This window comes from Lysinibacillus sp. KCTC 33748 (assembly GCF_002237755.1).
Taxonomy (GTDB): domain Bacteria; phylum Bacillota; class Bacilli; order Bacillales_A; family Planococcaceae; genus Lysinibacillus.
On the sequence record NZ_MWSJ01000004.1, the window covers coordinates 172,938 to 196,092 of the forward strand.

Sequence of the window (23,155 nt, forward strand, 5' to 3'; positions counted from 1 at the left end):
GTGTTTTTTTTATTTGTAACTTCTTTCAGTAGAGGACTACCGCCTTGATAGGTTAAAGAGGAGTGCGGTTTTAAGTCACTTTTCAGAGTCTGTCCAAACATCAACTGAAAGAAGTTAAAGCCTCCGGCGGATGTCACGGAATCGGCTTTGTGCAAGCACAAAGCCGATTCCAGACGCAATTATGCCGAGGCATAATTTATAATAAAGGAGTAGAGAACATGTCAAATCAAGTTATTAACATTCAATTTCCAGATGGTAAACAACAAGTATTTTCAAAAGGTGTTACATTAACCGACATTGCACAAGCGATTAGTCCCGCTTTACGTAAAAAGGCAATCGTAGGGAGTGTGAACGGAACCATCATTGATTTGACGCGCCCGATAGTGGAGGATTCACAAATTTCCCTGTACGATGCTAGCACAAAAGAAGGAATTCAGGTGATTCGTCATTCAACAGCCCATTTATTAGCGCAAGCAATTAAGCGTTTATACCCTGATGCTCAATTTGGGTCGGACCAGTTATAGAAAATGGGTTTTACTATGATATCGACATTGCGCATTCCTTTGCGCCTAGTGATTTACAACAAATTGAAAAAATGATGCAGCAAATTGTTCAAGAAAATAGACAAATACAGCGCAAAGAAGTAACAAGAGCAGAAGCGCAACAACTATTTGCTCATGACGCGCTGAAGCTAGAGTTATTACAGGATATTCCTGAGCATGAAGTGGTGACGGTTTATGAGCAAGGAGATTTTTATGATCTTTGTCGTGGACCTCATGTGCCTTCCACAGGAAAATTACAACACTTTAAATTAATGAATGTGTCAGGTGCTTACTGGCGAGGGGATAGCAATAATCAAATGCTTCAGCGTATATACGGTGTAGCGTTTGCCTCAAAAAAAGAGCTTGAGGAACATTTTGTTTTCCTAGAAGAGGCGGAGAAGCGCAATCACCGAAAGCTAGGAAAAGAACTAGAGTTATTTATGTTTTCAGAGGAAGCACCAGGGATGCCGTTTTATTTAGCAAATGGTCAAATTATTCGTAACGAATTAGAGTCTTATTTACGTCATTTACAAGCAAAATTTGATTACCAAGAAGTACGGACACCATCGATGATGAACCAGCGTTTATGGGAGCAGTCAGGGCATTGGGATCACTATAAAGAAAATATGTACTTTACTCATGTAGACGACCAAAGCTTTGCATTAAAACCTATGAATTGCCCTGGACATATGCTGATTTTTAAAAATGATTTCCATTCATATAGAGATTTACCGATTCGTATGGCTGAATTTGGTCAAGTTCATCGACATGAATTTAGTGGCGCATTAAATGGTCTTTTACGGGTTCGTACTTTTTGCCAGGATGATGCACATATTTTTGTTACGCCACAGCAAATTGAAGATGAAATTGCGCTTGCACTAAAGATTATTGATGAGGTTTACCAGGTTTTTGGCTTCCAATACGATATTGAATTATCAACACGTCCCGCTGATTTTATGGGTGAACTTGAACTTTGGAATCGAGCCGAAGCGGCGTTAGAAAACGTACTAACGAATCTAGGCTTTCCTTTTACAATAAATGAAGGTGACGGAGCGTTTTATGGACCAAAAATTGATATTCATATTAAAGATGCTATTCATCGCAGTCATCAATGTGCAACGGTGCAGCTCGATTTCCAACTACCTGAGAAGTTCGACTTAACATATGTCAATGAACAGAATGAAAAAGTAAGACCTGTCGTTATTCATCGAGCGGTATTCGGTTCAATTGATCGCTTCTTAGGCATTTTGATTGAGCATTTTGGAGGGGCGTTCCCAACGTGGCTTGCATCTCAACAAGTAAAAGTTATTGGGGTGGCAGATAAGCATCGAGCATATGTACAGCAAGTTGTTGATGCTTTAAAAAATGAACAAATCCGTGTTAGCATTGACGATCGACAAGAAAAGCTGGGTAAAAAAATTCGAGAAGCACAAATGAAAAAAATACCTTATATTGTAGTACTTGGTGATCAAGAAATGGATACTCAACATGTCACTGTTCGTAAATATGGCGAGCAAGCATTAATTGAAAAAACATTGCAGCAATTTATTGAGGAAATTAAGCAAGAAATACAGCAAAAAGCTTTAACTATTAAGTGAACCCTATAAAACAATTTAGCTCGACTCAAGGGGAAGTCACTCCCAAGAGTCGAGCTATAACAGCGATGGAATAAATGGTAATTTCGGAATTTGCTTAAAAATGTTAATTTTTTCTTTGAATTTGCTACTATTAATCAATTTTCAAGCATACAATAAATTAAACAACAAACGAAATACAATTATTTAATGGTATTACTTTGATAATAACTATTTCCTAAAAGGATAGTTTGTGTCTCAGCGTCAATGACCAGGTATTTATGATAAGTCTCCTGATCCAAGTGCTTGAAGGATGCTAAAAAATATACTTGTCGATTGGGATGAATAAAAGTATGTTGAGAGAGGTCTGTTTTTTTACGTATAAAATTTGTTTTTAGATTAAATGTTTCCTCAGCCTTCGATACGTCCTTAAAGGCTATTCTTTGACGAATGTTCAAGGTAGCATTGTTATATTCCTCATAGATTGTCCTATTTAATTTATAATAAAAATCATTCTCAGTACGAAATGCTTGATATTGATTATTTGGGTATTTATAAGATGTAGTTCTAGAAGGTATGCAAAGAACCGGTGTTGTGTTTTCTACTGAATCTTGAGGTTGCTGTAGTAAAAAGCTAGAAGCGACCAGTGATAAAATAAATACCTGCATTATTTGGCCTCCTTTTTCCTGTCATATAGAAGATAGCCCATTTCTATGTTATTTATACGTATCTTTCAACAGCAATAGGTTTTATAACCAAAAACTAATACAGGGTAAAACTAGACGACTTTTCGAAAATAGTTTTAGCTGGCTTTATTGATCGCTTTTGAATATTTATTTAGTAGGACATCTAATTCTTGGCTACAATCTACCACACTTGGATGGGTGAAACCTAAAGCCATAGCCTTTCTATACATAATTTTTCTTTTAATTTCAATCTCCATCTTCAAGAATTGTTTATGCGTTAAATAATTAACCAAAATCTTTTCCCCCTATTATTTTTTCTCCATATATTCTTGAAATACATTGACCTCGATTCAACTTTTTCATTGTATCTCACCTGAAATGAAAAATATGTCACATTGTGTATAGGTTGAGAAATTCGTAATTTAGTCATAGAAAAATTTTTTTATTCTTATATTGGGTAGTAAATTAAGAAAACTAATGATGAATATTTTGAACTACTTAAATTACTTTTATTGTATTATTTATATATTTTATTACCCTTCACACTAAAATATTAGGGTTTTTTTTTGGCTAGATTTTAGAAAAGGGACAGGGTGATGTTTAATAGATTTGTATCTTTTTTACTATAAAAATATTTTGTATCATAGACTTGAAATTTTATAGGTTTCATATCTTGTCACAATTTATCAAATAAACTTCTTTGTTGTTTGTAATTGAAGGGATTATACTTTGGTTGAAAATGTTGAGAATTTTCGAAATATATTGAACGGTGGAAATGTGAGTTTTAAATCTATTGAAAATAGGGGGGGATACGATATTGAATGTAAGGTCGCTATTATTAAGTGTTATGATCGTTTCTTGTTTAATATTAATCGCATGTTCAGAAGTGAAAACAAAAACAGGAGAGTTTCCAAAATCAACCGTAGTTACTAGCCGTTCCGTTCAACATGAAGAAGAAACTCAAGAGAAACTTCCTATTATTGATAGAGACTATGATTTTACATATTTAGAAGAATTGCCAGAGGAAAAAAGAGCTTTATATGAACAATTTTTAAGCAATGGGAATATGAATAGTTTAAAGACTTTTACACCAGAGGAAATGGTGTTAATTATGATGAATTTAATATTTGAAAATAAGTTCGATAAATTATATGCAATTACCTACAACAACAATGAACTTCCAGATAAAGAAACCTTTATAGCAGAGTATATAGATTATTTATTTGATGAGGATATACAGAATTATTTAATGTACAGATATTACGATAGTATTTCATTGGATAAAGAAACTAGCACAGAAAGTATAGCAGTTGTACAATTGGATATAATTTTCGGAAGCTCTCACTATCGAAAGATATTTTCTTTACTAAAAGAGGATGATATATGGAAGGTAGATATATATCATTATGTGAAAGAAAAGAAGGCAAAATCTGAAGGGAAATAGAGGAAACGATTATGACCGTAATATACTTTATAAGACACGTGCATTCGCAATATTCTACTGATGAGTACAATCGCCCGCTTTCTGATAAAGGATTGGAGGATCGGGATCGTGTTACTAGATTATTTACCAATAAAATAATCCATGCTATATATTCAAGTCCATATAAAAGAGCTATTCAGACGGTGGAAGGCATAGCACAAGGGCATAAGTTAGAAATAAATACGATAGATTCTTTGAAAGAAAGAATCCTATCTAATGGAAAAAGTATTGATTTTAACACTGCCATGCAACAAGTATGGAGTCATCCGAATTTCGCATTCGAAGGTGGAGAATCAAATGAAGCTGCCAAGGAACGAGCTATTACTACGTTGCGAAAAATTATCCTTGCACACCCAAATGACAATATAGTGATTGGTACACACGGCAATATAATGGTTTTAATGATGCAATATTTTGATGCACAATATGATTACTCTTTTTGGAATGGACTTTCAATGCCTGATGTTTATCAACTTACATTTCAGCATTTCGTGTTAAGTAATGTTCAAAGAGTTTGGGAAGAATAAGAGAAGGGGCTGTCTACTGGCGGCCCCTTGGTTCATTTTATCGAGAAGAAGTATCTGCCTGACGAAACCGAGGAAATCATTGAGGCTATGAATGAAATGTCTGTTGTTGACTTATAGGATAAACATTTAGTCATAGGGATACATATCACTCTGACAATATTGGTAGGTAGGTTTCCAACGACCATTTCTACAATAATACCTCATATCACCAATACAAGTTGTGGTCCCTTCTTGTTGACATGGTCCCATATCTTCAATAGAACGATATTGTGGCGATAGCTGTGGACTATAACGATATTGTGGCCATGTTGGTGTATTATCACTCTGACAGTATTGATGGGTAGGTCTCCAATGACCATTTCTACATACAAAATACATATCACCAAAACAAGTTCTGGACCCCTCTTGTTGACATGGCCCCATATCTTCAAAAGAACCAAATTTTGGCGATAGGTGTGAACCATAACCATATGGTAGCCATGTCGGTGTATTATCACTCTGACAATATTGGTAGGTAGGTCTCCAATGACCATTTCTACATACAAAATACATATCACCAACACAAGTTCTGGACCCTTCTTGTTGACATGGGCCTATATCATTAGGAAAAGAACCATATTGCCAAGTCATAAAAGTCACTTCCTTTTATTTTTTTAAAACATATATAACCATCAGATAACTTTGAACACTTTATAAAAAATGTGTTCAGTCTTATTCAGCATTTTTCATGTAAAAAAGTGTTCATTTCTATTTTGGGGGTTATATCATATTCTAAGTTATGAAATGGAAATGATTACTATTGGGCTATCTTTTTCGTCTTGGCATAATTAGAGCAGATGGCAACTCAGGAAGGCGATGGGGGGGAACGTCTTTTGTAGGGAAATTGAACGTATAGACAACACTTTTTAAAGAAGGAAATGGAAGAATACTTTGTCTTTGATGTTGAGAAGCTTTTCATGCAACGAACAACCATAGTGAATAAAACGTATGATCATCACTCAATTGCTGATGATCATACGTTTTTACCCACGAGCTAGAATTAATCGATGAAAAATTGTAGCTCGTGGGTATATCGAGAATGCTGAAATATTTCCACACGGAGGAAAAAAGCTTATTTTATTTTATTTGATTCCATTCTTCTCGTAAAAGGCCAAATAAAACTACATCATGAAATTGTCCGAAACGGAAAAGTTCATTTCGTAAAATCCCTTCTTTTGTAAAGCCACACTTTTCATAAGAACGAATAGCTCCTTTATTAAAGCTGAAAACCTGAAGCTTGATTTTATTAATGGAAATATAATTAAAAATAAAGTGAATAAGAGTTTTCATTGCATCCGTTCCAAGGCCTTTACCATGCCATTGTTCGCCAATTGAAATGCCTACAGAGCAAGTACTGTTCTTCCAGTTGATTCCATAGACAGCACAGGAACCGATAAGCTCATTTGACGACTTTTCGAATATACCGAAGAAAAATTCTTCTTTTTTTCCACTAATACTTTGAAAGAATGAAGAATGATCCTCAAAGGTATTTGGAAAGGGAATGTCGTCATTAGCCAGTAACAACGTCTTCAGTTCACTGTCAATCTTTACAAATGCTTCTAGGTCGGAGGAAGTCATTTGCTGTAATGTAATAGCTTGCCCTTTAAGAAATTCTTTAAAATAGTTTTCCATTTGTTTTCTCCCTTGTTCAAGAGCTGCAGTTAGAGTTTACAACCCTTGGATTATTTGTTGTTTAACAAAACATCTACTGCACTTTTCGCACTCATTCACTCAACTCCTTATATATAGATAACTTAATAGTAGCATTTTTGGTGATTAGTGGAAATATTTTTTGTTCAAGTCTGTTGAATAGGGAAATAAAAGGTTATCTGTGACTGGAAGAATGGTATTTGTTGATGCCCGCTTTGCTAATTGCTGCTTATGACAACTCCATATGGTGATGAGCCACATAAAAATGTTAAGGAAACGCTTGATTTTATTTATTTTTTTGAAGGACGCCAATTTGTCTGAATGTCTACATCTTGTTGCTCTATCCAATTAAGAAATTCCTCTGTGCATTGAATATCATAGTCTAACACTGCTTCATATACATAAATTGAAGGAAGTACTAGGGATTTCTTAAGAAGTTCTTCTTTAATAGTTAAAATAATATTTTGACTTTCATTTGTTAAGGCATCGTTCATTAACGATACTAAATCTCTTGATAGAGGGCCATCTCGTGTTTCTGAAAACAGCCACATATCAATATTCCAAATTTCTGATGGCATTTGCTCATATTGTATTTTAAAATAGATACCATTAAATGGTGTTTTCAAGTAATTACGATACTTTAATTCTAAAACTTTCTTATTGCTAGTTAAATCAGCTAATATCGCCATAGCTTCTGCTGCATTAGGGTGAGTACAAAATATTTCGATATCAATATCGTGATCCACTAGTAAATCATATGCTGTAGCGCCGACCACAAAAGCTTGCCCAATAGTATTCCATTTATTTAGCAGCTTCAATTCTTCTAAAATGAGCATGGCCGTTTCTTTTCGTTTTTGAGCTCCTTCTAATAGTTTCAATATGAATACCTTCTCTAATGTAATATTCTAAAATATGTTAGAATACATTATATTTTCTGTTTTTTTCAATATATTACAACAGAAATAAACGATACAAAATGTGTGCTTTGGATTCGTCAGTGGCGAATGTTTTGTGTAGCGAAAGCAATGTGACAGTTACAATTACGCCAAGGTGGAACGACGACTCAAGAAAAAAGGGGAGCTTTGATGAGATTGAAATTTTATGAAAATAAAGATGATCACTTAATTAAACGATATACGATCACAGAGGAGCAGCTTCGCTATACGATGTCTCCGAAAGAGAGTATTGAACTAGTAAAGCAGGACAAAAATCGCCATGCCGTTCTTGTTTTAGATGAAGATAAGCTTGTGACATTCTTTGTGTTACATGAAAAAGAGGGCGTTACGCCATATAGCTCTAATGAACAGGCTATTTTAATCCGCGCCTTTTCAACAGACTTTTATGAACAGGGGAAGGGCTATGCGAAAGCGGCATTACAGCTTTTGCCAGACTTTGTTTTGGAGCATTTTCCAACTATTAATGAGCTTGTGTTAGGGGTTAATCTACCGAATACTGCCGCACAGTCACTTTATAAAAAATGCGGATTTGTCGATGAAGGAAAGTTGGCAAAAGGGTTTAGGGCTAAGATTAAAGTGATGAGTTATTACATAAGTAAAATTAACAGTTGAATGCTTGATTAGAAAAACATTGATGAACCAACTTAATTTTGCACAAAAGTCTTCTCGCATATAAATAATGAGGTGAACAAAATGACGCAATTGCTGGAAGCACGTATGGAGCATCTCGATGAAATATGTGCGATTGATCAAGAAGTAATTGGAGATTATTCAAGAAGCGAATATTTGCGTACAGCCATTAACGAAAAATGTTGTATCATTCAACAAACTGAAAAAGGGATTGGTGGTTTTCTTATTTTTACGAATGACTTCTTTGGAAACTGCTTCATCTCATTAGTTATTGTGAAGCCATCTGAGAGAAGAATGGGCATTGCCACAGCGTTACTAGCTTTTTATGTAGAAATGGCAGCAACTCCAAAAATCTTTTCTTCTACTAACCAATCCAATACTAGTATGCATAAGGTATTTGAAACGGCAGGCTTTATAAAAAGTGGGTGTATTGAAAACTTAGATGAAGGTGATCCGGAAATTATTTATGTGAAATATAAATAGGAGTAAGGCATGTCTCGCGGTAAGGTTTCTGCTGCGAGAGTTGCAACTATGAAAAGTTATTTCCGTGCTTGCATGACTAAAAAGGAGAGGTGACGAAGCGATAACGGCTAACTACCTGCATTGGTAAACCATAGCTCCTTAAAAGAAAATGGCTGTTTTCTCATTTGATGTGGGAAAGGTATTGTAAAAGAAATCTTTATTTAACAAACGGGCAAAAATATCAAAAAAAATAGAATGCTTATGGTAATGTAAGGTGTTTGTGAAAGGTTGTACTCAAACTAATGGGGGAGTTTAGTCTAAGAACTGAAATAGTTTTTATTTTAGGAATAACCTCATTCACTTTAGAAGGGGGATTGAATTGAAGGAATTTAAAAAAACAGTAGATAACTATACTTTTCACGGATATGAATTTGGTAATAACGGTCTTCCTTCACTTGTTTGCCTTCATGGATTGACAGGAGATTCAAAAAGTTTTTTGGGGTTAATTAAATACTTGATAAATGACTTTCACCTTATTCTTTTAGATAATCCAGGCCATGGAGAATCTCAATTACTAGATGTAGAGCAGGATTATATGTTTTCCTCTTTAGCAAGGCGTATTTATAGAGTGATACAGAAGATTACTAATGATTCTATTTATTTGTTAGGACATTCTTGGGGGGCTGACCTTGCCTTACATTTCACAAAAATATTTCCTAATAAGATAAGAGGAGTCATTTTAATAGATGGAGGATATGTATTTCCTGAACATGTTGATGGGATGACGGAAGTAAAAGCTTTAGTAGGTTGGCAGGAATATATGGATTCAAGTAAATATAATTCATGGGATGAAGTAGTTAAAGAGTACCAAAATTACACAACGAAGCAATGGGACACACAGCTTGATTCAACAATAACCTCTAACTTTAAAAAGGTTAACGATAACTATGTATTAAAGGCTGACAGGTTTAGCATTTTATCAACCATTAAAGCATTTTATAAAGAACCTTGTTCAACTACTTATGATAGTCTTGAATGCCCTGTCCTACTGTTTCATGCAACAATTCCAGCGACTGATACATCCCGAAATAAAGGAATACAAAAAATTAAAGAGGATATTAAGAATATAAAGGTAATAGGTATTGATAATACCATGCATAACATTCATTGGGACTATCCTGAAACTGTTGCTAATGAAATTTTGTTGTGGAAATGGGAAAATAATCAAAAGGTTTATGAACAACTTCTCCTTATTCGACAAACGGGTACTTTTCTTGAATAAGAGGGCGTCCTTTGGAGTGGCTCAACTTAGATAAAAGATTAGACCTTTGTTAGAGTAAAGAAAAGATTGTAAAGGTCTCTACTTAAACTATAGGACTACCTTAGTAGAAGATTCGATTATAAAAAGCACAGTTGATTTCTATTGACCTGACCCCAAAAATTAGATATCTATAGAAAAGCAACTTCTAAGACCTTAGTTTGGTACTCCACTGGGCTTAGGTCTTTTAATTTGTCCTTCAAGATTTAGTATAGAAATAATTTTTAAAATAGACTTTTATTTCATATTTTAGTAGGATGTAGTTAGAGTCATGCTATCTTTTTGAAATTCGCCATCTATTCGCCTTTATAGATGGTTTATTTTTTTGATATGAGGGCATTTTTTAGAGATTTGTTCTCTACTTTACGCCACAAGATTGTAACAATTCTGAAAAAAAAGCTATTTAAAGGGAAATGATGGCACTTACTTTGATGAATGACGTTATTTTTATTGGAAGCTACTATATAGTTTCCTCAAAAAATGGACATCACAACAAGGAGGGAACGGTAATACCATTGATATAAGTTGGAGTGGAGGCTGGCTCTGTGCGAAAGCGAAGCGGCAGCAACACAATGTTTTCTGTAGCGAAAGCGAAGCGACAGCAACAAAGCGCCCAGTAGGAACGAAAATCAACCTCACATTATGGAGATGAGCAAAAAAATACTTTGGAGGATTTCATATTGAGTAACGAAACATTATTAAGTTTAAGTAGTAATTCATTTTTCGTGGCATTTATTTTACTTCTGATCGCCATTATACCGATTGGACTTGCCGTGAAATCAAAAGGAAAGATATTTGGAAAAATCGGGCTTTTACTTACATATATTGCATTTGCTTTACAGTTAGTTTATTTCATTTTAAGGTGGATTGCTGTTGATCATGCACCTGTAAGTAATATGTATGAGTTTATGACGTTCTTTGGCATTATGCTTACTGGTAGTTATTTGATCATTCATTTTTTATATAAGCAAATTGTTGTAGGTTTGTTTACGATCCCTGTGTCATTAATTATTCTCGGTTATGGAAGCGTTTTTACAAAAACAGTTTCACCACTTGTTCCATCGCTGCAAAGTAATTGGTTAACGATTCATGTTATGACAGTTGCCTTTTCAAGTGCTGTTTTATCGGTTTCATTTGCAACAGGTATTATTTATTTGTTACGAACATTAGATGTTTCTAAATTTTCGATGAGTACAGTTGCCTTGGAATTTGTTATGTATTGCTTAATTGTTGTGATTGGCTTTATTGGAGTGGCAACTTACTTTAACGTAGCAGGAGATAAAATAGAGGTTCAATTTGAAAATAAGTTAGAGAAGAAAGAAACAGCCGAGTATACGATGACGCCTCTAATTGTCAATAAAGGTGCAGTAACAGATAGTGGAGATCAGGTTGGCGTTTTACAGATTACGAATAAGCTAGATGCGAAGAAATTGAATACGATTGTCTGGTCATTTATCGTTGGAACGATTTTATATGGGGTGATTGTACTCATTACGAGAAGACGATTAATTGTGTTATTAAAGCCATTAACAAACCGTGTACAGCCAGTATTAATAGATGAAATTACATATCGAGCAGTTGTCATAGGTTTCCCATTGTTTGCTCTAGGAGGTCTGTTGTTTGCCATGATTTGGGCACAGATTGCTTGGAGTAGGTATTGGGGTTGGGACCCAAAGGAAGTGTGGGCACTGATCACATTTTTATTTTATGCCGCTTTCCTTCATTTCCGCCTTTCAAAAGGCTGGGAAGGGGAAAAGACAGCTTGGTTAGCGATTATTGGTTTTGGAATTATCGTGTTCAATCAAGTATTTGTAAATTTAGTTATTGCTGGTTTACATTCTTACGCGTAAGGATGTTATCGGGGGGATATGCCAGGGCTAGCTCAAGGGTTCATTTTTTTGCGATGCTCTTATTTTATCCGTTTTATATAGGAACTTTATTTTAAATAACCGTAAAAAAGAGACATCCATTAATTTGGATGTCTCTTGTATTTTGCACTCTACATGTTAAAGCTATAAATTAAAGCTTTACAACATTAGTAGCCTGAGGTCCGCGGTTACCTTCTTCAACGCCGAACTCTACTTTTTGGCCTTCTTCTAAAGTTTTAAAGCCATCTGATTGAATAGCAGAGAAATGTACAAATACATCATTTCCACCTTCTACCTCGATAAATCCAAAACCTTTTTCTGCGTTAAACCATTTAACTGTACCTTGTGTCATGTGAACAACCTCCCAAAAAAATTAAACAATCATATTGCTTCGATCGCTTGCAAAAAAAACACATTTTCAAAAGCTCGTATTACTTTTGAATACGTGATTTTAGCGGATAAGATGAAGTAATGTAATTATTGTTCTGATTATATAACAATTCCGAATATTTATCCAGTATATTCCGAATTTGTAATGTAAAATTTACATTTCCATTATTTTAACCATTCTTTCTCTTTCGCGACAATTACGGCCTCTGCACGAGATTCTACGTTTAGTTTGACAAAAAGCTTGGATAAATAATTTTCAACAGTGCGTTGCGTGACCCCGATGGCTGAAGCAATTGCTTTATTTGTACATCCTTGTGCGACAAGCTGTAAAATCTCTTGCTCCTTGTCACTTAGTAAAACATCTTGCTGCGCGTTTGGAAGATTGGTACGCTGCTGTACAAAGTCTAAAAAATCAGCTGCTAGTAAGATCTCGCCCCTTAGTGCGGCTTCAATGGTTTGAATCACTTGCTGTTTCGTGGCGAGCTTTGATAAGAGTCCATCGACCTTCTTCTCAATCAGTAGTTCGTAATAATCGGAAAGTTCATATCCTGTATAGAGTAAAATAAGTGCTTCTGGTTGCTTTTTCTTAATCATTTCTGAAAGCTGGATGCCATTGATTGGCTTCATATTAATATCAATCAAAAATAATTGAAAAGATTGATCATCCATTCGCGACAGAACAGCGGAGCTATCTTGTTCCGTATCTATATGGACATTTGCTAAATCCTGTAATAATGTTTTCGTACCATCTAAAACGACAGGATGGTCATCTATAATAAGAATATTAATCATCTGAATCCACGTCCTCTTGTATTTGAATAACAATATGCATTCCTTCATTTAAATCGGAGGTTATCGTGATGTTCCCATTAAAAGCACGGACTCGCTCTCGAATACCATTAATGCCCATAGAATTTGAAGATTGCATTAAACTTTCAATATTACAGCCAATACCATTATCATCGTATTGGAGGATGAAGCCGCGATTTATCGCTTGTAGTCTTAGTGAAACTTCGGTTGCCTCAGCATGTTTAATGGCATTATTTAAGAGCTCCTGCACAAGGCGATAAACGACTAAGTGTAAAGTTACATCCTCAAATTGGACACGTTCTATTTGAGTTTTTAATAAAAAATCTGCTCGTATTTTCACCTTTTGAATTAGTTTTTTTAAGGCGATTTGTAGCCCAAATGTGTCCAGCAAAGGAGGGCTTAAATTCTCACAATACTCACGTAAGTCCTTCGATGCATTCAGCAACTGCTCACGAATATCTAATACCTTTTCTTTATTAATAATAGGAGAGCTAGTAAGTACATCTAACTCTCTCGCTAAATGAAGTTGCTCTTGCAAAATAGTGTCATGTAATTCCTGTGCTAAAATACTTTTCTCCTTTTCAATGATATTCCATAATAATTTGTCGAGCCAAGGAAGCTGTGTATCATTGTGATCCTTCATAAGCTTTATTTCATACACTAAATCTTCAATGAGCTTTAAATTATCAATAAACATTGAAACATAGAGGGCTAGTAACTCTAGCCAAAGAAGCTCTTCTTTTTGTAATACATGTCTAATGTGTAACATGATTTTTTCTTCACCTGTATCATGTAATAGTAGGTGATTCCCCATATTAACTTCATCACGAGTGCTTTCCGTAATTGTTGTAATTGTAAAGGCAGTAGTACCAAGCTTTTCTGTTATTTCATACTTGAATTGATCCAGTAATTCTTGCTGGTTTTTCGCTTTCCCCATACGATTAACCGCAGCATATAAATTATGTACATAATCGCCTGTGGATGAAAATATAATCTTTCGATATTTAAAATCAAGCTGCTCTTTTAAATAGAAACTAGCAATGATGACGAGGAATATTAGTGTAAAGACACCTATAATTTTAACAATCGATAATTTGTCTATAAACAGGAGGGTAATACCCGTAGTTAATAGTAATGCACAAAAAAAGGTAAGTGTTGAATAATAACGTAAACGAGATAATTGATATTCAATATCGAATAAACGTTCATTCACTTGAATGAAAATAAAAGAAAAAGGAATAAACAATAAAAATAATGCAGCTACTTCAGAAATTAAAATAGGCTTTTGTCCTAATAATTCGGGTATGACGAAAAACAGTAAAAACGGCAAAAAAGGCGTAATAAATGCAATAGTGATTAAACGGATTTTTTCCTGTTTAGTTCGTAAATAACTCGTTAGTAAAATATAAATTGCATAGAGAACAAGTACAGCAAACATTCCTAATTTAATTAAGGATGTGATTGAATAAAAGTCAGGATTAACAATTCGTATGAAATCCAAGCAAGGTATAAATAGTAGTGCTAAATAAAGCCATTTCGAATTGAGGTATGGCCATCCTATACATAGGTAGCGGAAATAACATTGTAAGAAGTGAATAAAAAGCACTATGCATAAAATTATACCAATACTTATTACAAATCCTCCAATTAGATTTCCTCTACTTGAGGCTCCTGAACTTATATAAGCCAAAGAACAGGTTAATAAAAATAAAGTTAGTAGACTAGTTAGTAGATTATCAGTATTTCTTCGCCATAAATAGATAGCAACGCCAAATGATAGAACGAAATAAAAAAGTGGAAAAATAATATGCAAATATAATTCTTCCGGAATATCTTTAATCTTAACTAAAACAGTATGAACATCACCATTCGGCTTCATAAATATCAGTTTTTTTGCACAACGTACCAAAGAATCGAGTTGATTAGAAAGAACAGGTTTGTCATCAATTGTCAGTAGTATATCGCCCTTTTCAATATTATGCTGCTGTGCCCAATTTGGATAGTAGAACTCGGTCATAACTGGTTGTTCGCCAGTTGTGTCTACTGAAATAGCAATAAAAGGTATTTGTGATGCAACTACAAGTACATAAATACCGAGGAGTAGGTAGGTTATGAAAATACTATATGTCCATTTACTCATTGTTTTCTCTCATTTATTTGCATGATAGTAATGCCCCATTTCAATCTTAAGTACTACTATATTATCCACAATTTTTGGTAATTTTGGAATACCGAAAAAGTTGTTTCGGAAAACCACTATTCCTTTTTCGGAATAACGAAGTAGTTTTTTCGGTGTAGCGTGTGATAGTGTAAAACTATCATGTGTGACGAAAAGGGGGAGCGTTGCATGACAAAGAAAGGATTGTTAATAGTCCTTTTTCTAGTCGTCATAATGTCGTACCCGATGACAACAAACGCTAAAAACGTAGAAAGTGATGCGGTGAAAGTAGATATTTGCATTATTGGGAGTGATAATCGTTTTGTCTATAAGATTCCAAAGAGTTTACATAATGATACGCCGTATGTTGAAATGAAGAATAACATAGAATCCTCGTTAGCAAGTCATTGGAAGGTCGAGGATCCTCGTTATGAAGTCCTCCAGACGGATGTAGCGTATACTTTTTCGATTAAAGATTTAATTCATGAAAAACAAGATGGGAAAATAAAGATAGCGATTCCATATACTTTTTTAATAGGAATGTTTGGCGAAAATGATCCCATTCAATTAAAAATTTTGTCTAGCAAACTAATCGACTGGCAAGCTAACTCAAATGATTTGGCAAATCTCGGCTTTGTAGAACCGTCTACTTATTTTAGTGAACAGGAATATGTTTATGAGGGAGAGGTTAACGACCTACTACATCAGCGGGTAGGACATTTTATTGGCTCTGTTATGAAAGGGCAAATGCTACTACATATTGTTATTTATTTTAGCTTTATTTTGGCGCAGCTTATTGCCTGTTTCATTTTATCGAGGCGCTTAAAAAAGAGAATTATTAAAGACCCAGAAAATATGCATCAATTCCGAAAGCTAAATTATTTGTATCAAATCATACCGATAATAATTATCGGTATGCAAATTGTTTTTCTAATCAGTTCAGGCTTATTGACCGCGTTTGGTATCTATTTTGACCCAGGGGTTGACCTTTTGTTTATTATTGTCCCAGTTTTATTTAATATTATTTTGATGCCAATGTTTTTTGTCACGATGGAGAGTGAAATCGCAAGGGAGCTAGAATACGATTCCTTTGGCTCAGTCAGGTAAATATTGTTTTTATTTTTGGGCATTCACATGGAGTTATTAGATGATATAATGGTCAACAGCATACTTGAAGGAGCTGTTGATGAACATGGCGCATCCAGAAATCGCGTACTTAAATTTACTACAACATATATTAGAGAGTGGCGTTAAAAAGGAAGATCGAACAGGGACCGGTACATATAGTGTATTTGGCTATCAAATGCGATTTGATTTAAGCAAAGGTTTTCCTCTATTAACGACGAAACGTGTACCATTCAAACTTGTAGCAAGTGAGCTACTTTGGTTTATTAAAGGGGATACAAATATTCGCTATCTACTACAAAACAACAATCATATTTGGGATGAATGGGCTTTTAAAAAATGGGTTGAGTCTGATGAATATTCAGGTCCCGATATGACAGATTTTGGTCGTCGTTGCTTAGTGGACGAATCATTCAACGCTGACTACCAAAAAGAGTTAGCTTCATTTTGTGAGCGCATATTAACAGATGATGAATTTGCAAATAAATACGGCGAGCTAGGAAATGTTTACGGCAAGCAATGGCGTAATTGGACAACATCAACAGGGGAAAGCATCGATCAATTGCAAGATGTAATCCATCAAATTAAGCACAATCCAGATTCACGACGCATTATTGTCAATGCATGGAATCCAGAAGACGTTATCAATGCAGGAGCAAAAGGCAGTAAAGCTGCACTACCTCCATGTCACGTAATGTTCCAATTTTATGTCGCAAATGGAAAATTGAGCTGCCAGCTAATGCAAAGAAGTCTCGATACATTACTCGGCTGTCCATTTAACATTGCCTCATATGCATTACTGACACATTTAATTGCACACGAATGCGGTTTAGAAGTAGGCGAATTTATTCACAGCATTGGGGATGCTCATATATATTCAAATCACGTGGAGCAAGTAAAAGAACAGCTTTCACGCGAGCCTAAGGACCTACCAGCCTTAAAAATCAATCCAAATAAAACGTCGATTTTCGACATTGAACTCGAAGATCTTTCAATTGAGGGCTACGATCCACACCCAACAATTAAAGCACCAATTGCCGTTTAACCTAAAGCAGCAGCCGTTTTGGCTGCTGTTTTTTTATGTAAACAAACATTGAAGTGGGAGATAGATAGATCGGAGCGACGGAAAGAATGGATAGAACCGGCTAAATCGTGGATAGAGAGGCCAAAATGATGGATAGAAGAGTCAAAGCGACGGAAGGAAGAGCCGAAGTGACGGAAAGGACAGGCAGAGCGACGGAAGGAAGAGCAGAAGCGGTGGAAAGAACAGGCAGAGCGACGGAAGGAAGAGACAAAGTGACGGAAGAAACAGTCAGAGCGACGGATGAAAGAGCCAAAGCGACGGAAAGAAGAGCCAAAGTGACGGAAGGAAGAACCGAAGTGACGGAAAGGACAGGCAGAGCGACGGAAGGAAGAGCCGAAGTGACGGAAAGAACAGGCAGAGCGACGGATGAAAGAGCCAAAGCGACGGAAAGAAGAGCCAAAGTGACGGAAGGAAGAACCGATGTGACGGAAAGGACAGGCAGAGAGACGGAAGGAAGAGCCGATGTGACGGAAAGAAGTCAAAATAATGGATGGAACCATCAAAATCGTGGATAGAGAGGCCAAAATGATGGATAGAACCTGCAAAATCGTGGATAGAATGTCCAAAATGATGGATAGAAGAGCCAAAGTGACGGAAAGAACAGTCAGAGCGACGGAAGGAAGAGCCGAAGTGACGGAAGGGACAGGCAAAGCGACGGAAAGAAACGGCAAAGTGAAGGATGAAAGCCAAAATGATGGATAGAACCATCAAAATCGTGGATAGAGTGGCCAAAATGATGGATAGAACATGCAAAATCGTGGATAGAATGTCCAAAATGATGGATAGAAGAGCCAAAGCGACGGAAAGAATCACCCCAGCGATGGAAAGAACCACCAAAATCGTGACTAAAACTGCCAAACCGACGAATAAAACACCAAAAGAGAGAAACCCTTTAATACATATAAAAGAACAAAACTTTCTAAAAAATATAAAGGATATTTAAATATTTCAAGTTTTTTCCGATATAAGTTTTAATATGGAAGTTAAAATAAAAATCTAGAGGTGATGGTGTGAGGAGATCATTGATTTTTCAAATAGATGGAAGAGAGCGTGAGCAGCGTTTAAGGACAAAGGTGCTGACGAATACTCCTCAAGCAACAGTGGAATCTGAGCTACCACACATCTCTACAAAATTAACATTGGAGCAAATTCAAATAATGATGGAAGTCATTGAGGAAATTCGCTTGAAACGTTATGAAGAAAGACTGTAATTGTAAGCGCCTTCTAAGCTATAATAGCTGAGGAGGTGTTTTTTATGAACGTGGTATTTGTAGATTCAGTTTTAGGTACAGAGCTTTTGCATATGGTGTCACATGATGTGGCAGGTACATTAGCTGCGGCACAGGGGGAAAGTGTGACGTTTCCAGGTGGCCATTTTAAGTATGAATTTCATAACTTAGATTTTTATGAGGAAGATGGAGAAATACGACAAGAATTAGTCATTTACGTTAAGAAAGTATAATACTCCGTAATATGAAAAAATAAATGCAGGTACAAATAAAGCAATTTGTTTGCTTTTATTCAAACCTGTAACTATAATAGTTACAACAGGTGGTGATACATATGGTGAACAGTCGGTTTTCGGTAGCGATCCATATTCTTTCGCTTATTGCTACAACATCTGATAAAAATCAGCTGACGTCTGAGTACATTGCTGGAAGTGTGAATACAAATCCAGTTGTTGTGCGACGTATGATTGGTGTGCTAAAAAAAGCGGGTTTGCTTACCTCGCAAACAGGTATTCCAGGCTATGATCTTTTAGTAGAGCCAAAAGATTTAACGCTTTTAGCTATTTACCATGCGATTGATGGGCCAGAGCAGCTATTTGCGATTCATGATGAGCCAAATCCAGCATGTTCAGTTGGTCAAAAAATCCAACGGACATTGGAAGGTGTTTATACATCTGTTTGGCATGCAATGGAAGAACAACTTCAAGCACAGACTTTACAGGATGTGTTAGATCAACTTCGTAAATAAACGAAGTCGATCTTTTGTATCTAACCTGTAACTAAATTAGTTACAATTGAAAAATAGGAGGAATTAGAATGATGAAAATCGCAGTAATTGGTGCAACAGGGAAAGCAGGAAAAAAGATTGTGGAGGAGGCACTGCAACGTGATCATGATGTAACTGCAATAGTACGTTCAGCTTCAAAAGTAACAGCAAATATTTCAGTAATTGAAAAGGAAGTTTTTGCATTATCTCAAGAAGATGTGAAAGGCTTTGACGTAGTCGTAAGTGCGTTTGGTGCACCTGCTGGTCAGGAAGAATTACATGTGAAAGCTGGTCGTCATTTAATAGATATATTCAATGGTATTAATACAAAATTATTTGTTGTCGGTGGAGCGGGTAGTCTGTTTGTAGACCCAGAGAAAAATGTACGCGTAATGGATACACCTGATTTTCCAGAAATGTATTACGCAACAGCTAAAAATCAAGGTGAAAATCTATACGACTTACAACAATCTACTATTACTTGGACATTTTTAAGTCCATCAGCTTTCTTTGATCCAGAAGGTCCACGTACAGGTAGCTATACTGCTGGAGAAGATCATTTATTAGTGAATGCTTCTGGCGAAAGTTATGTTAGCTATGCAGATTATGCCGTTGCAGTGTTGGATGAAATTGAAAATCCAAAGCATGTAAACAGTCGTTTTACAGTGACTTCTAATAAATAATGATAAACCGAGCGTAAAAATTGCGCTCGGTTTTATTTTTTTTCGAAAGCGAAGCGGCTAAAGGTGGTGAAATGAATGAAAATAAAGCCTCTGGACACAATAACGAAAAGCTAAAAATGAGTATTTTTCATTTTACAGACAAATGACTGTTTACAATACGTCAGTTATTAGCTACTATCAAGTGTGAGGATTACATAAAAGGAGACGACAATTATGTCCACACAACGTATAGAAAAAGACTTTTTAGGTGAACGCGCCTTACCAAGCAATGCTTATTACGGAATCCAAACGCTTCGTGCAACTGAAAATTTCCCGATTACAGGGTATACAATTCATTCTGCACTTATTAAAGCAATGGGTATTGTTAAAAAAGCAGCTGCTTTGAGTAATATGGAGGTACACCTACTTTCAAAAGAAATCGGAGATGCAATTGTCGAAGCTTCACAAGAAGTTATTGATGGTGAGTGGGATGCTGAATTTATCGTAGACCCAATCCAAGGTGGTGCTGGCACATCGATTAATATGAATGCCAACGAAGTTATTGCTAACCGTGCTTTAGAGATTTTAGGCAAAGAAAAAGGGGACTACCATACAATTAGCCCTAACAGCCATGTAAATATGTCTCAATCAACAAATGATGCTTTCCCAACAGCTATTCATATTGCTGTGTTGAATTTGATAGATGAACTACTTCTTACAATGGAAAACATGCAAGCAGTGTTCCACCAAAAAGCGGAGCAATTTGCGCATGTAATTAAAATGGGTCGTACGCATTTACAAGACGCTGTACCGATTCGATTAGGGCAAGAATTTGAAGCGTATTGCCGTGTGATCACTCGTGATATTGCGCGTATTCGCCAAACTCGCCCAAATCTATATGATGTAAATATGGGAGCAACAGCTGTTGGAACAGGCTTAAATGCATTCCCTGACTATATTCAAGCAGTTGATCTTCATCTTGCTGAAATTTCAGGATTACCGCTTAAAGGCGCTACACATTTAGTAGATGCAACACAAAATACAGATGCTTATACAGAAGTATCAGGCGCATTAAAAATCTGTATGATTAATATGTCGAAAATTGCTAATGACCTTCGTTTAATGGCTTCTGGTCCACGTGCTGGATTAGGGGAAATCATTTTACCAGCGCGTCAACCTGGATCTTCTATTATGCCAGGTAAAGTAAATCCTGTTATGCCAGAAGTACTTAACCAAGTAGCATTCCAAGTAATTGGTAATGACCATACGATTTCTTTAGCATCTGAAGCAGGACAATTAGAATTAAACGTAATGGAGCCTGTACTTGTCTTTAACTTAATTCAATCTATTAGTATTATGAATAACGTGTTCCGAGCATTTACACAAAATTGCTTGAAGGATATTGAAGCAAACGAAGACCGCATGAAAGAATATGTGGAAAAAAGTGTTGGCGTACTAACAGCAGTGAACCCACATATTGGCTATGAAGTAGCTGCACGCCTTGCACGCGAAGCAATTCTATCTGGTCGTTCAATTCGTGAGCTTTGCCTTGAAGAGGGTGTACTAACGAAAGAACAATTAGATTTAATTCTAGATCCATATGAGATGACTCATCCAGGTATTGCGGGTTCAAGTATTATGAAATTAAAATAATTTATGTTGAAAGCACTTTGTCTAGAGCAAAGTGCTTTTTTAGTTGTTCAAAATTCAACCAACACCTCCTCTAAAGAACGCCCAGTCTTTACTGAAATCTCCCTTGACGAAGAGTCGAACTTTTATATCACAACTTCGACACAATAGTTTTGAACAATACGAAAAAAATTCCTGTTTTATAATTCTATTTTCTTACAAAAGTTGGTGTTTTTTTCTAGGAATTTTAGGGATTTTAAACTATAATTGATTATGGGAATACTATTATAGTTAGGGGAATTTAGTATGAGTTTACGACAAAAAAGTATAATTGGCTTTTCATTTTTAAATGTTATCATGGGTCTTATTTTAATTATTGACTTAGCAAATTTAAAGTCATTAGAGTGGATGTCCACTTTATTAACAGTAATAGGATTTACTATGACAATATCGTGTATTTTCTATGTGAAATACAAAATTATTAATCCAATTAAACAATTAGCAGTATCCGCTCAAGCTATAGCTGAAGGAAATTTGACCACTTCTCCTATCGAGATAAAATCCAATGATGAGGTTGCAGCTTTAGGTAAAGCATTTATTGAGATGAAAGAACAATTACATATGATGACACAAAAAATTGCTAGTAGTTCTACCGATTTATCAGCGAGCATAGAGGAGCTATCAGCAAGTACAAATGAAATTGCAGATGCGATAAACGAAGTAGACTCACAAATGGAGAATACGACTGAGGGCCTTAAAAAAGCAGCACATTCTGCAAATGAAAGCGCTATAGCTATGCAAGAAACAGCTGATGGCATTGAGCGTATTACCGTGGCTACACAAGATGTATTTGATCATGCGAAAGAAGCAAACGATATTGCAGGCAATGGTGCGGAAATTTTACATGTAGCTAAAAATCAAATGGAATTCATTTCAGATTCTACTGAAAAAACAAGTAACTTAATGCAGCAATTATCAGGCAAAATGACAGATATAAAATCTATGACAGACATGATTACGGCTATTACAGATCAAACGAATTTACTTGCATTAAATGCAGCGATAGAAGCGGCGCGCGCAGGAGAGCATGGTAAAGGCTTTGCAGTAGTAGCAGAGGAAGTTCGAAAACTAGCGGAGCAATCTAAGCATTCGGCTATTCAAATTGTCGATCTAGTAGTTGGCATTGAAAGCGATACAAAACAAGTAGCAACCTCTGTCGAAGAAGACTTGAAAAACGTTCAGCAGGGCGTCTACGTCATTGATGAGGCTACAACGTCATTTGGCACGATCTCTCAGCATGTTAGCAAAATGACGAATCAGCTAGAGGATATTTCCGCAACAGCTGAAGAGCTTTCAAGTAGTGCGAATGAAGTTACAAAATTAGTTTCGACAATCGCAAATGGAATGGAAAGTTTAACTAATTCCACAGAAGTCATTTTACACTCCGTTGATGAACAAAGTGCCTCAATGCAAGCAATCAACACAGTAGTGTCACAAGACCTATGTGTACAAGCAGAAGATTTACAAAAGCTTACACAGAGATTTAGTAACTAAAGAAAAAAGGCTA

24 protein-coding genes and 1 pseudogene are annotated in these 23,155 nt (G+C 35.8%); 18 read left to right on the forward strand and 7 right to left on the reverse strand.

Features of this window, described 5'->3' with window-relative positions; all coding sequences use genetic code 11:
* Nucleotides 1-218 precede the first annotated feature (218 nt).
* Nucleotides 219-2,140 (forward strand): annotated as a pseudogene (thrS, locus tag B1B04_RS08725) (threonine--tRNA ligase).
* Nucleotides 2,141-2,319: 179 nt separating this feature from the next.
* Here the strand turns inward: thrS and B1B04_RS08730 are convergent.
* Both B1B04_RS08730 and B1B04_RS08735 read right to left on the reverse strand, forming a co-directional pair.
* Nucleotides 2,320-2,784 carry a hypothetical protein gene (locus B1B04_RS08730; RefSeq protein ID WP_079561065.1) on the reverse strand — a complete coding sequence of 155 codons (465 nt, stop codon included), beginning with the start codon at nucleotides 2,782-2,784 and terminating at the stop codon, nucleotides 2,320-2,322.
* A gap of 134 nt (nucleotides 2,785-2,918) precedes the next feature.
* Nucleotides 2,919-3,095 carry an aspartyl-phosphate phosphatase Spo0E family protein gene (locus B1B04_RS08735; protein WP_079561066.1) on the reverse strand — a complete coding sequence of 59 codons (177 nt, stop codon included), beginning with the start codon at nucleotides 3,093-3,095 and terminating at the stop codon, nucleotides 2,919-2,921.
* A 524-nt stretch (nucleotides 3,096-3,619) separates the two neighbouring features.
* On the opposite strand from B1B04_RS08735, the gene B1B04_RS08740 reads away from it, so the two are divergent.
* Together B1B04_RS08740 and B1B04_RS08745 are read left to right on the forward strand one after the other, a co-directional pair.
* Complete coding sequence (locus B1B04_RS08740; protein ID WP_079561067.1) at nucleotides 3,620-4,246, forward strand: hypothetical protein; 627 nt, start codon at nucleotides 3,620-3,622, stop codon at nucleotides 4,244-4,246.
* A gap of 11 nt (nucleotides 4,247-4,257) precedes the next feature.
* Nucleotides 4,258-4,812, forward strand: coding sequence for a histidine phosphatase family protein (locus tag B1B04_RS08745; protein ID WP_079561068.1), 555 nt, complete (start codon nucleotides 4,258-4,260; stop codon nucleotides 4,810-4,812).
* Between the two features lie 1,116 nt (nucleotides 4,813-5,928).
* On the opposite strand, the gene B1B04_RS08755 is transcribed toward B1B04_RS08745, so the two are convergent.
* Nucleotides 5,929-6,483, reverse strand: a complete 555-nt coding sequence (locus tag B1B04_RS08755) for a GNAT family N-acetyltransferase (RefSeq protein WP_079561070.1) — start codon at nucleotides 6,481-6,483, stop codon at nucleotides 5,929-5,931.
* 308 nt (nucleotides 6,484-6,791) lie between these two features.
* On the reverse strand, nucleotides 6,792-7,379 hold the full coding sequence (locus B1B04_RS08760) for a hypothetical protein (RefSeq protein WP_079561071.1): 588 nt from the start codon (nucleotides 7,377-7,379) through the stop codon (nucleotides 6,792-6,794).
* A 207-nt stretch (nucleotides 7,380-7,586) separates the two neighbouring features.
* On the opposite strand from B1B04_RS08760, the gene B1B04_RS08765 reads away from it, so the two are divergent.
* The 4 genes from B1B04_RS08765 (at nucleotide 7,587) to ccsB (ending at nucleotide 11,717) form a co-directional block, all read left to right on the forward strand.
* Complete coding sequence (locus B1B04_RS08765; RefSeq protein WP_079561072.1) at nucleotides 7,587-8,069, forward strand: GNAT family N-acetyltransferase; 483 nt, start codon at nucleotides 7,587-7,589, stop codon at nucleotides 8,067-8,069.
* Between the two features lie 81 nt (nucleotides 8,070-8,150).
* Nucleotides 8,151-8,570, forward strand: coding sequence for a GNAT family N-acetyltransferase (locus B1B04_RS08770; protein WP_079561073.1), 420 nt, complete (start codon nucleotides 8,151-8,153; stop codon nucleotides 8,568-8,570).
* Between the two features lie 358 nt (nucleotides 8,571-8,928).
* On the forward strand, nucleotides 8,929-9,831 hold the full coding sequence (locus B1B04_RS08775; RefSeq protein ID WP_170938938.1) for an alpha/beta fold hydrolase: 903 nt from the start codon (nucleotides 8,929-8,931) through the stop codon (nucleotides 9,829-9,831).
* 716 nt (nucleotides 9,832-10,547) lie between these two features.
* Nucleotides 10,548-11,717 carry a c-type cytochrome biogenesis protein CcsB gene (ccsB, locus tag B1B04_RS08780; RefSeq protein WP_079561075.1) on the forward strand — a complete coding sequence of 390 codons (1,170 nt, stop codon included), beginning with the start codon at nucleotides 10,548-10,550 and terminating at the stop codon, nucleotides 11,715-11,717.
* Nucleotides 11,718-11,886: 169 nt separating this feature from the next.
* On the opposite strand, the gene B1B04_RS08785 is transcribed toward ccsB, so the two are convergent.
* The 3 genes from B1B04_RS08785 to B1B04_RS08795 form a co-directional block, all read right to left on the reverse strand.
* Nucleotides 11,887-12,087 carry a cold-shock protein gene (locus tag B1B04_RS08785; protein ID WP_053592785.1) on the reverse strand — a complete coding sequence of 67 codons (201 nt, stop codon included), beginning with the start codon at nucleotides 12,085-12,087 and terminating at the stop codon, nucleotides 11,887-11,889.
* Between the two features lie 203 nt (nucleotides 12,088-12,290).
* Nucleotides 12,291-12,917 (reverse strand): response regulator transcription factor, encoded by a 627-nt coding sequence (locus tag B1B04_RS08790; protein WP_079561076.1) that lies wholly within the window; start codon nucleotides 12,915-12,917, stop codon nucleotides 12,291-12,293.
* A complete protein-coding gene (locus B1B04_RS08795; RefSeq protein ID WP_079561077.1) occupies nucleotides 12,910-15,075 on the reverse strand; it encodes a sensor histidine kinase in 2,166 nt (721 codons plus the stop codon). Before B1B04_RS08795 ends, B1B04_RS08790 begins: the two co-directional genes overlap by 8 nt.
* A 207-nt stretch (nucleotides 15,076-15,282) precedes the next feature.
* On the opposite strand from B1B04_RS08795, the gene B1B04_RS08800 reads away from it, so the two are divergent.
* From B1B04_RS08800 to B1B04_RS08845, 11 genes are all read left to right on the forward strand, one after another.
* Nucleotides 15,283-16,200, forward strand: coding sequence for a hypothetical protein (locus B1B04_RS08800; protein WP_079561078.1), 918 nt, complete (start codon nucleotides 15,283-15,285; stop codon nucleotides 16,198-16,200).
* An 85-nt stretch (nucleotides 16,201-16,285) separates the two neighbouring features.
* Entirely contained in the window at nucleotides 16,286-17,263 is a 978-nt protein-coding gene (locus B1B04_RS08805; protein WP_079561167.1) for a thymidylate synthase, read from the forward strand.
* Between the two features lie 125 nt (nucleotides 17,264-17,388).
* Nucleotides 17,389-17,817 carry a hypothetical protein gene (locus tag B1B04_RS08810; RefSeq protein WP_139376956.1) on the forward strand — a complete coding sequence of 143 codons (429 nt, stop codon included), beginning with the start codon at nucleotides 17,389-17,391 and terminating at the stop codon, nucleotides 17,815-17,817.
* Nucleotides 17,818-17,827: 10 nt separating this feature from the next.
* Nucleotides 17,828-18,004 (forward strand): hypothetical protein, encoded by a 177-nt coding sequence (locus tag B1B04_RS25360; protein ID WP_205756634.1) that lies wholly within the window; start codon nucleotides 17,828-17,830, stop codon nucleotides 18,002-18,004.
* Entirely contained in the window at nucleotides 17,994-18,245 is a 252-nt protein-coding gene (locus B1B04_RS08815; protein WP_079561080.1) for a hypothetical protein, read from the forward strand. Before B1B04_RS25360 ends, B1B04_RS08815 begins: the two co-directional genes overlap by 11 nt.
* 67 nt (nucleotides 18,246-18,312) lie before the next feature.
* Nucleotides 18,313-18,513: a hypothetical protein gene (locus B1B04_RS08820; protein WP_205756635.1), complete on the forward strand. Its 201-nt coding sequence runs from the start codon at nucleotides 18,313-18,315 to the stop codon at nucleotides 18,511-18,513.
* Nucleotides 18,514-18,557: 44 nt separating this feature from the next.
* Nucleotides 18,558-18,764: a thymidylate synthase gene (locus B1B04_RS08825; RefSeq protein WP_079561082.1), complete on the forward strand. Its 207-nt coding sequence runs from the start codon at nucleotides 18,558-18,560 to the stop codon at nucleotides 18,762-18,764.
* A 101-nt stretch (nucleotides 18,765-18,865) separates the two neighbouring features.
* Entirely contained in the window at nucleotides 18,866-19,279 is a 414-nt protein-coding gene (locus tag B1B04_RS08830; protein ID WP_079561084.1) for an Rrf2 family transcriptional regulator, read from the forward strand.
* Between the two features lie 71 nt (nucleotides 19,280-19,350).
* The gene (locus B1B04_RS08835) at nucleotides 19,351-19,980 is read left to right on the forward strand and encodes an NAD(P)-dependent oxidoreductase (RefSeq protein ID WP_079561168.1); all 630 of its coding nucleotides are present in this window, start codon (nucleotides 19,351-19,353) and stop codon (nucleotides 19,978-19,980) included.
* Between the two features lie 213 nt (nucleotides 19,981-20,193).
* The gene (gene aspA, locus B1B04_RS08840) at nucleotides 20,194-21,612 is read left to right on the forward strand and encodes an aspartate ammonia-lyase (protein ID WP_079561085.1); all 1,419 of its coding nucleotides are present in this window, start codon (nucleotides 20,194-20,196) and stop codon (nucleotides 21,610-21,612) included.
* A 282-nt stretch (nucleotides 21,613-21,894) separates the two neighbouring features.
* The gene (locus B1B04_RS08845) at nucleotides 21,895-23,142 is read left to right on the forward strand and encodes a methyl-accepting chemotaxis protein (protein WP_079561087.1); all 1,248 of its coding nucleotides are present in this window, start codon (nucleotides 21,895-21,897) and stop codon (nucleotides 23,140-23,142) included.
* Nucleotides 23,143-23,155 lie beyond the last annotated feature (13 nt).

What these genes read in the sequence shown, in the direction of transcription:
- B1B04_RS08805 (WP_079561167.1), top strand. Translation starts at nt 16,286, where the DNA reads ATGGCGCATCCAGAAATCGCGTACTTAAATTTACTACAACATATATTA.
- B1B04_RS08785 (WP_053592785.1), bottom strand. Translation starts at nt 12,087, where the DNA reads ATGACACAAGGTACAGTTAAATGGTTTAACGCAGAAAAAGGTTTTGGA.
- B1B04_RS08815 (WP_079561080.1), top strand. Translation starts at nt 17,994, where the DNA reads ATGATGGATAGAACCATCAAAATCGTGGATAGAGTGGCCAAAATGATG.
- B1B04_RS08845 (WP_079561087.1), top strand. Translation starts at nt 21,895, where the DNA reads ATGAGTTTACGACAAAAAAGTATAATTGGCTTTTCATTTTTAAATGTT.
- aspA (WP_079561085.1), top strand. Translation starts at nt 20,194, where the DNA reads ATGTCCACACAACGTATAGAAAAAGACTTTTTAGGTGAACGCGCCTTA.
- B1B04_RS08770 (WP_079561073.1), top strand. Translation starts at nt 8,151, where the DNA reads ATGACGCAATTGCTGGAAGCACGTATGGAGCATCTCGATGAAATATGT.
- B1B04_RS08765 (WP_079561072.1), top strand. Translation starts at nt 7,587, where the DNA reads ATGAGATTGAAATTTTATGAAAATAAAGATGATCACTTAATTAAACGA.
- B1B04_RS25360 (WP_205756634.1), top strand. Translation starts at nt 17,828, where the DNA reads ATGATGGATAGAACCTGCAAAATCGTGGATAGAATGTCCAAAATGATG.
- B1B04_RS08795 (WP_079561077.1), bottom strand. Translation starts at nt 15,075, where the DNA reads ATGAGTAAATGGACATATAGTATTTTCATAACCTACCTACTCCTCGGT.
- B1B04_RS08800 (WP_079561078.1), top strand. Translation starts at nt 15,283, where the DNA reads ATGACAAAGAAAGGATTGTTAATAGTCCTTTTTCTAGTCGTCATAATG.
- B1B04_RS08755 (WP_079561070.1), bottom strand. Translation starts at nt 6,483, where the DNA reads ATGGAAAACTATTTTAAAGAATTTCTTAAAGGGCAAGCTATTACATTA.
- B1B04_RS08730 (WP_079561065.1), bottom strand. Translation starts at nt 2,784, where the DNA reads ATGCAGGTATTTATTTTATCACTGGTCGCTTCTAGCTTTTTACTACAG.
- B1B04_RS08835 (WP_079561168.1), top strand. Translation starts at nt 19,351, where the DNA reads ATGAAAATCGCAGTAATTGGTGCAACAGGGAAAGCAGGAAAAAAGATT.
- B1B04_RS08790 (WP_079561076.1), bottom strand. Translation starts at nt 12,917, where the DNA reads ATGATTAATATTCTTATTATAGATGACCATCCTGTCGTTTTAGATGGT.
- B1B04_RS08825 (WP_079561082.1), top strand. Translation starts at nt 18,558, where the DNA reads ATGAACGTGGTATTTGTAGATTCAGTTTTAGGTACAGAGCTTTTGCAT.
- B1B04_RS08810 (WP_139376956.1), top strand. Translation starts at nt 17,389, where the DNA reads ATGATGGATAGAAGAGTCAAAGCGACGGAAGGAAGAGCCGAAGTGACG.
- B1B04_RS08830 (WP_079561084.1), top strand. Translation starts at nt 18,866, where the DNA reads ATGGTGAACAGTCGGTTTTCGGTAGCGATCCATATTCTTTCGCTTATT.
- B1B04_RS08745 (WP_079561068.1), top strand. Translation starts at nt 4,258, where the DNA reads ATGACCGTAATATACTTTATAAGACACGTGCATTCGCAATATTCTACT.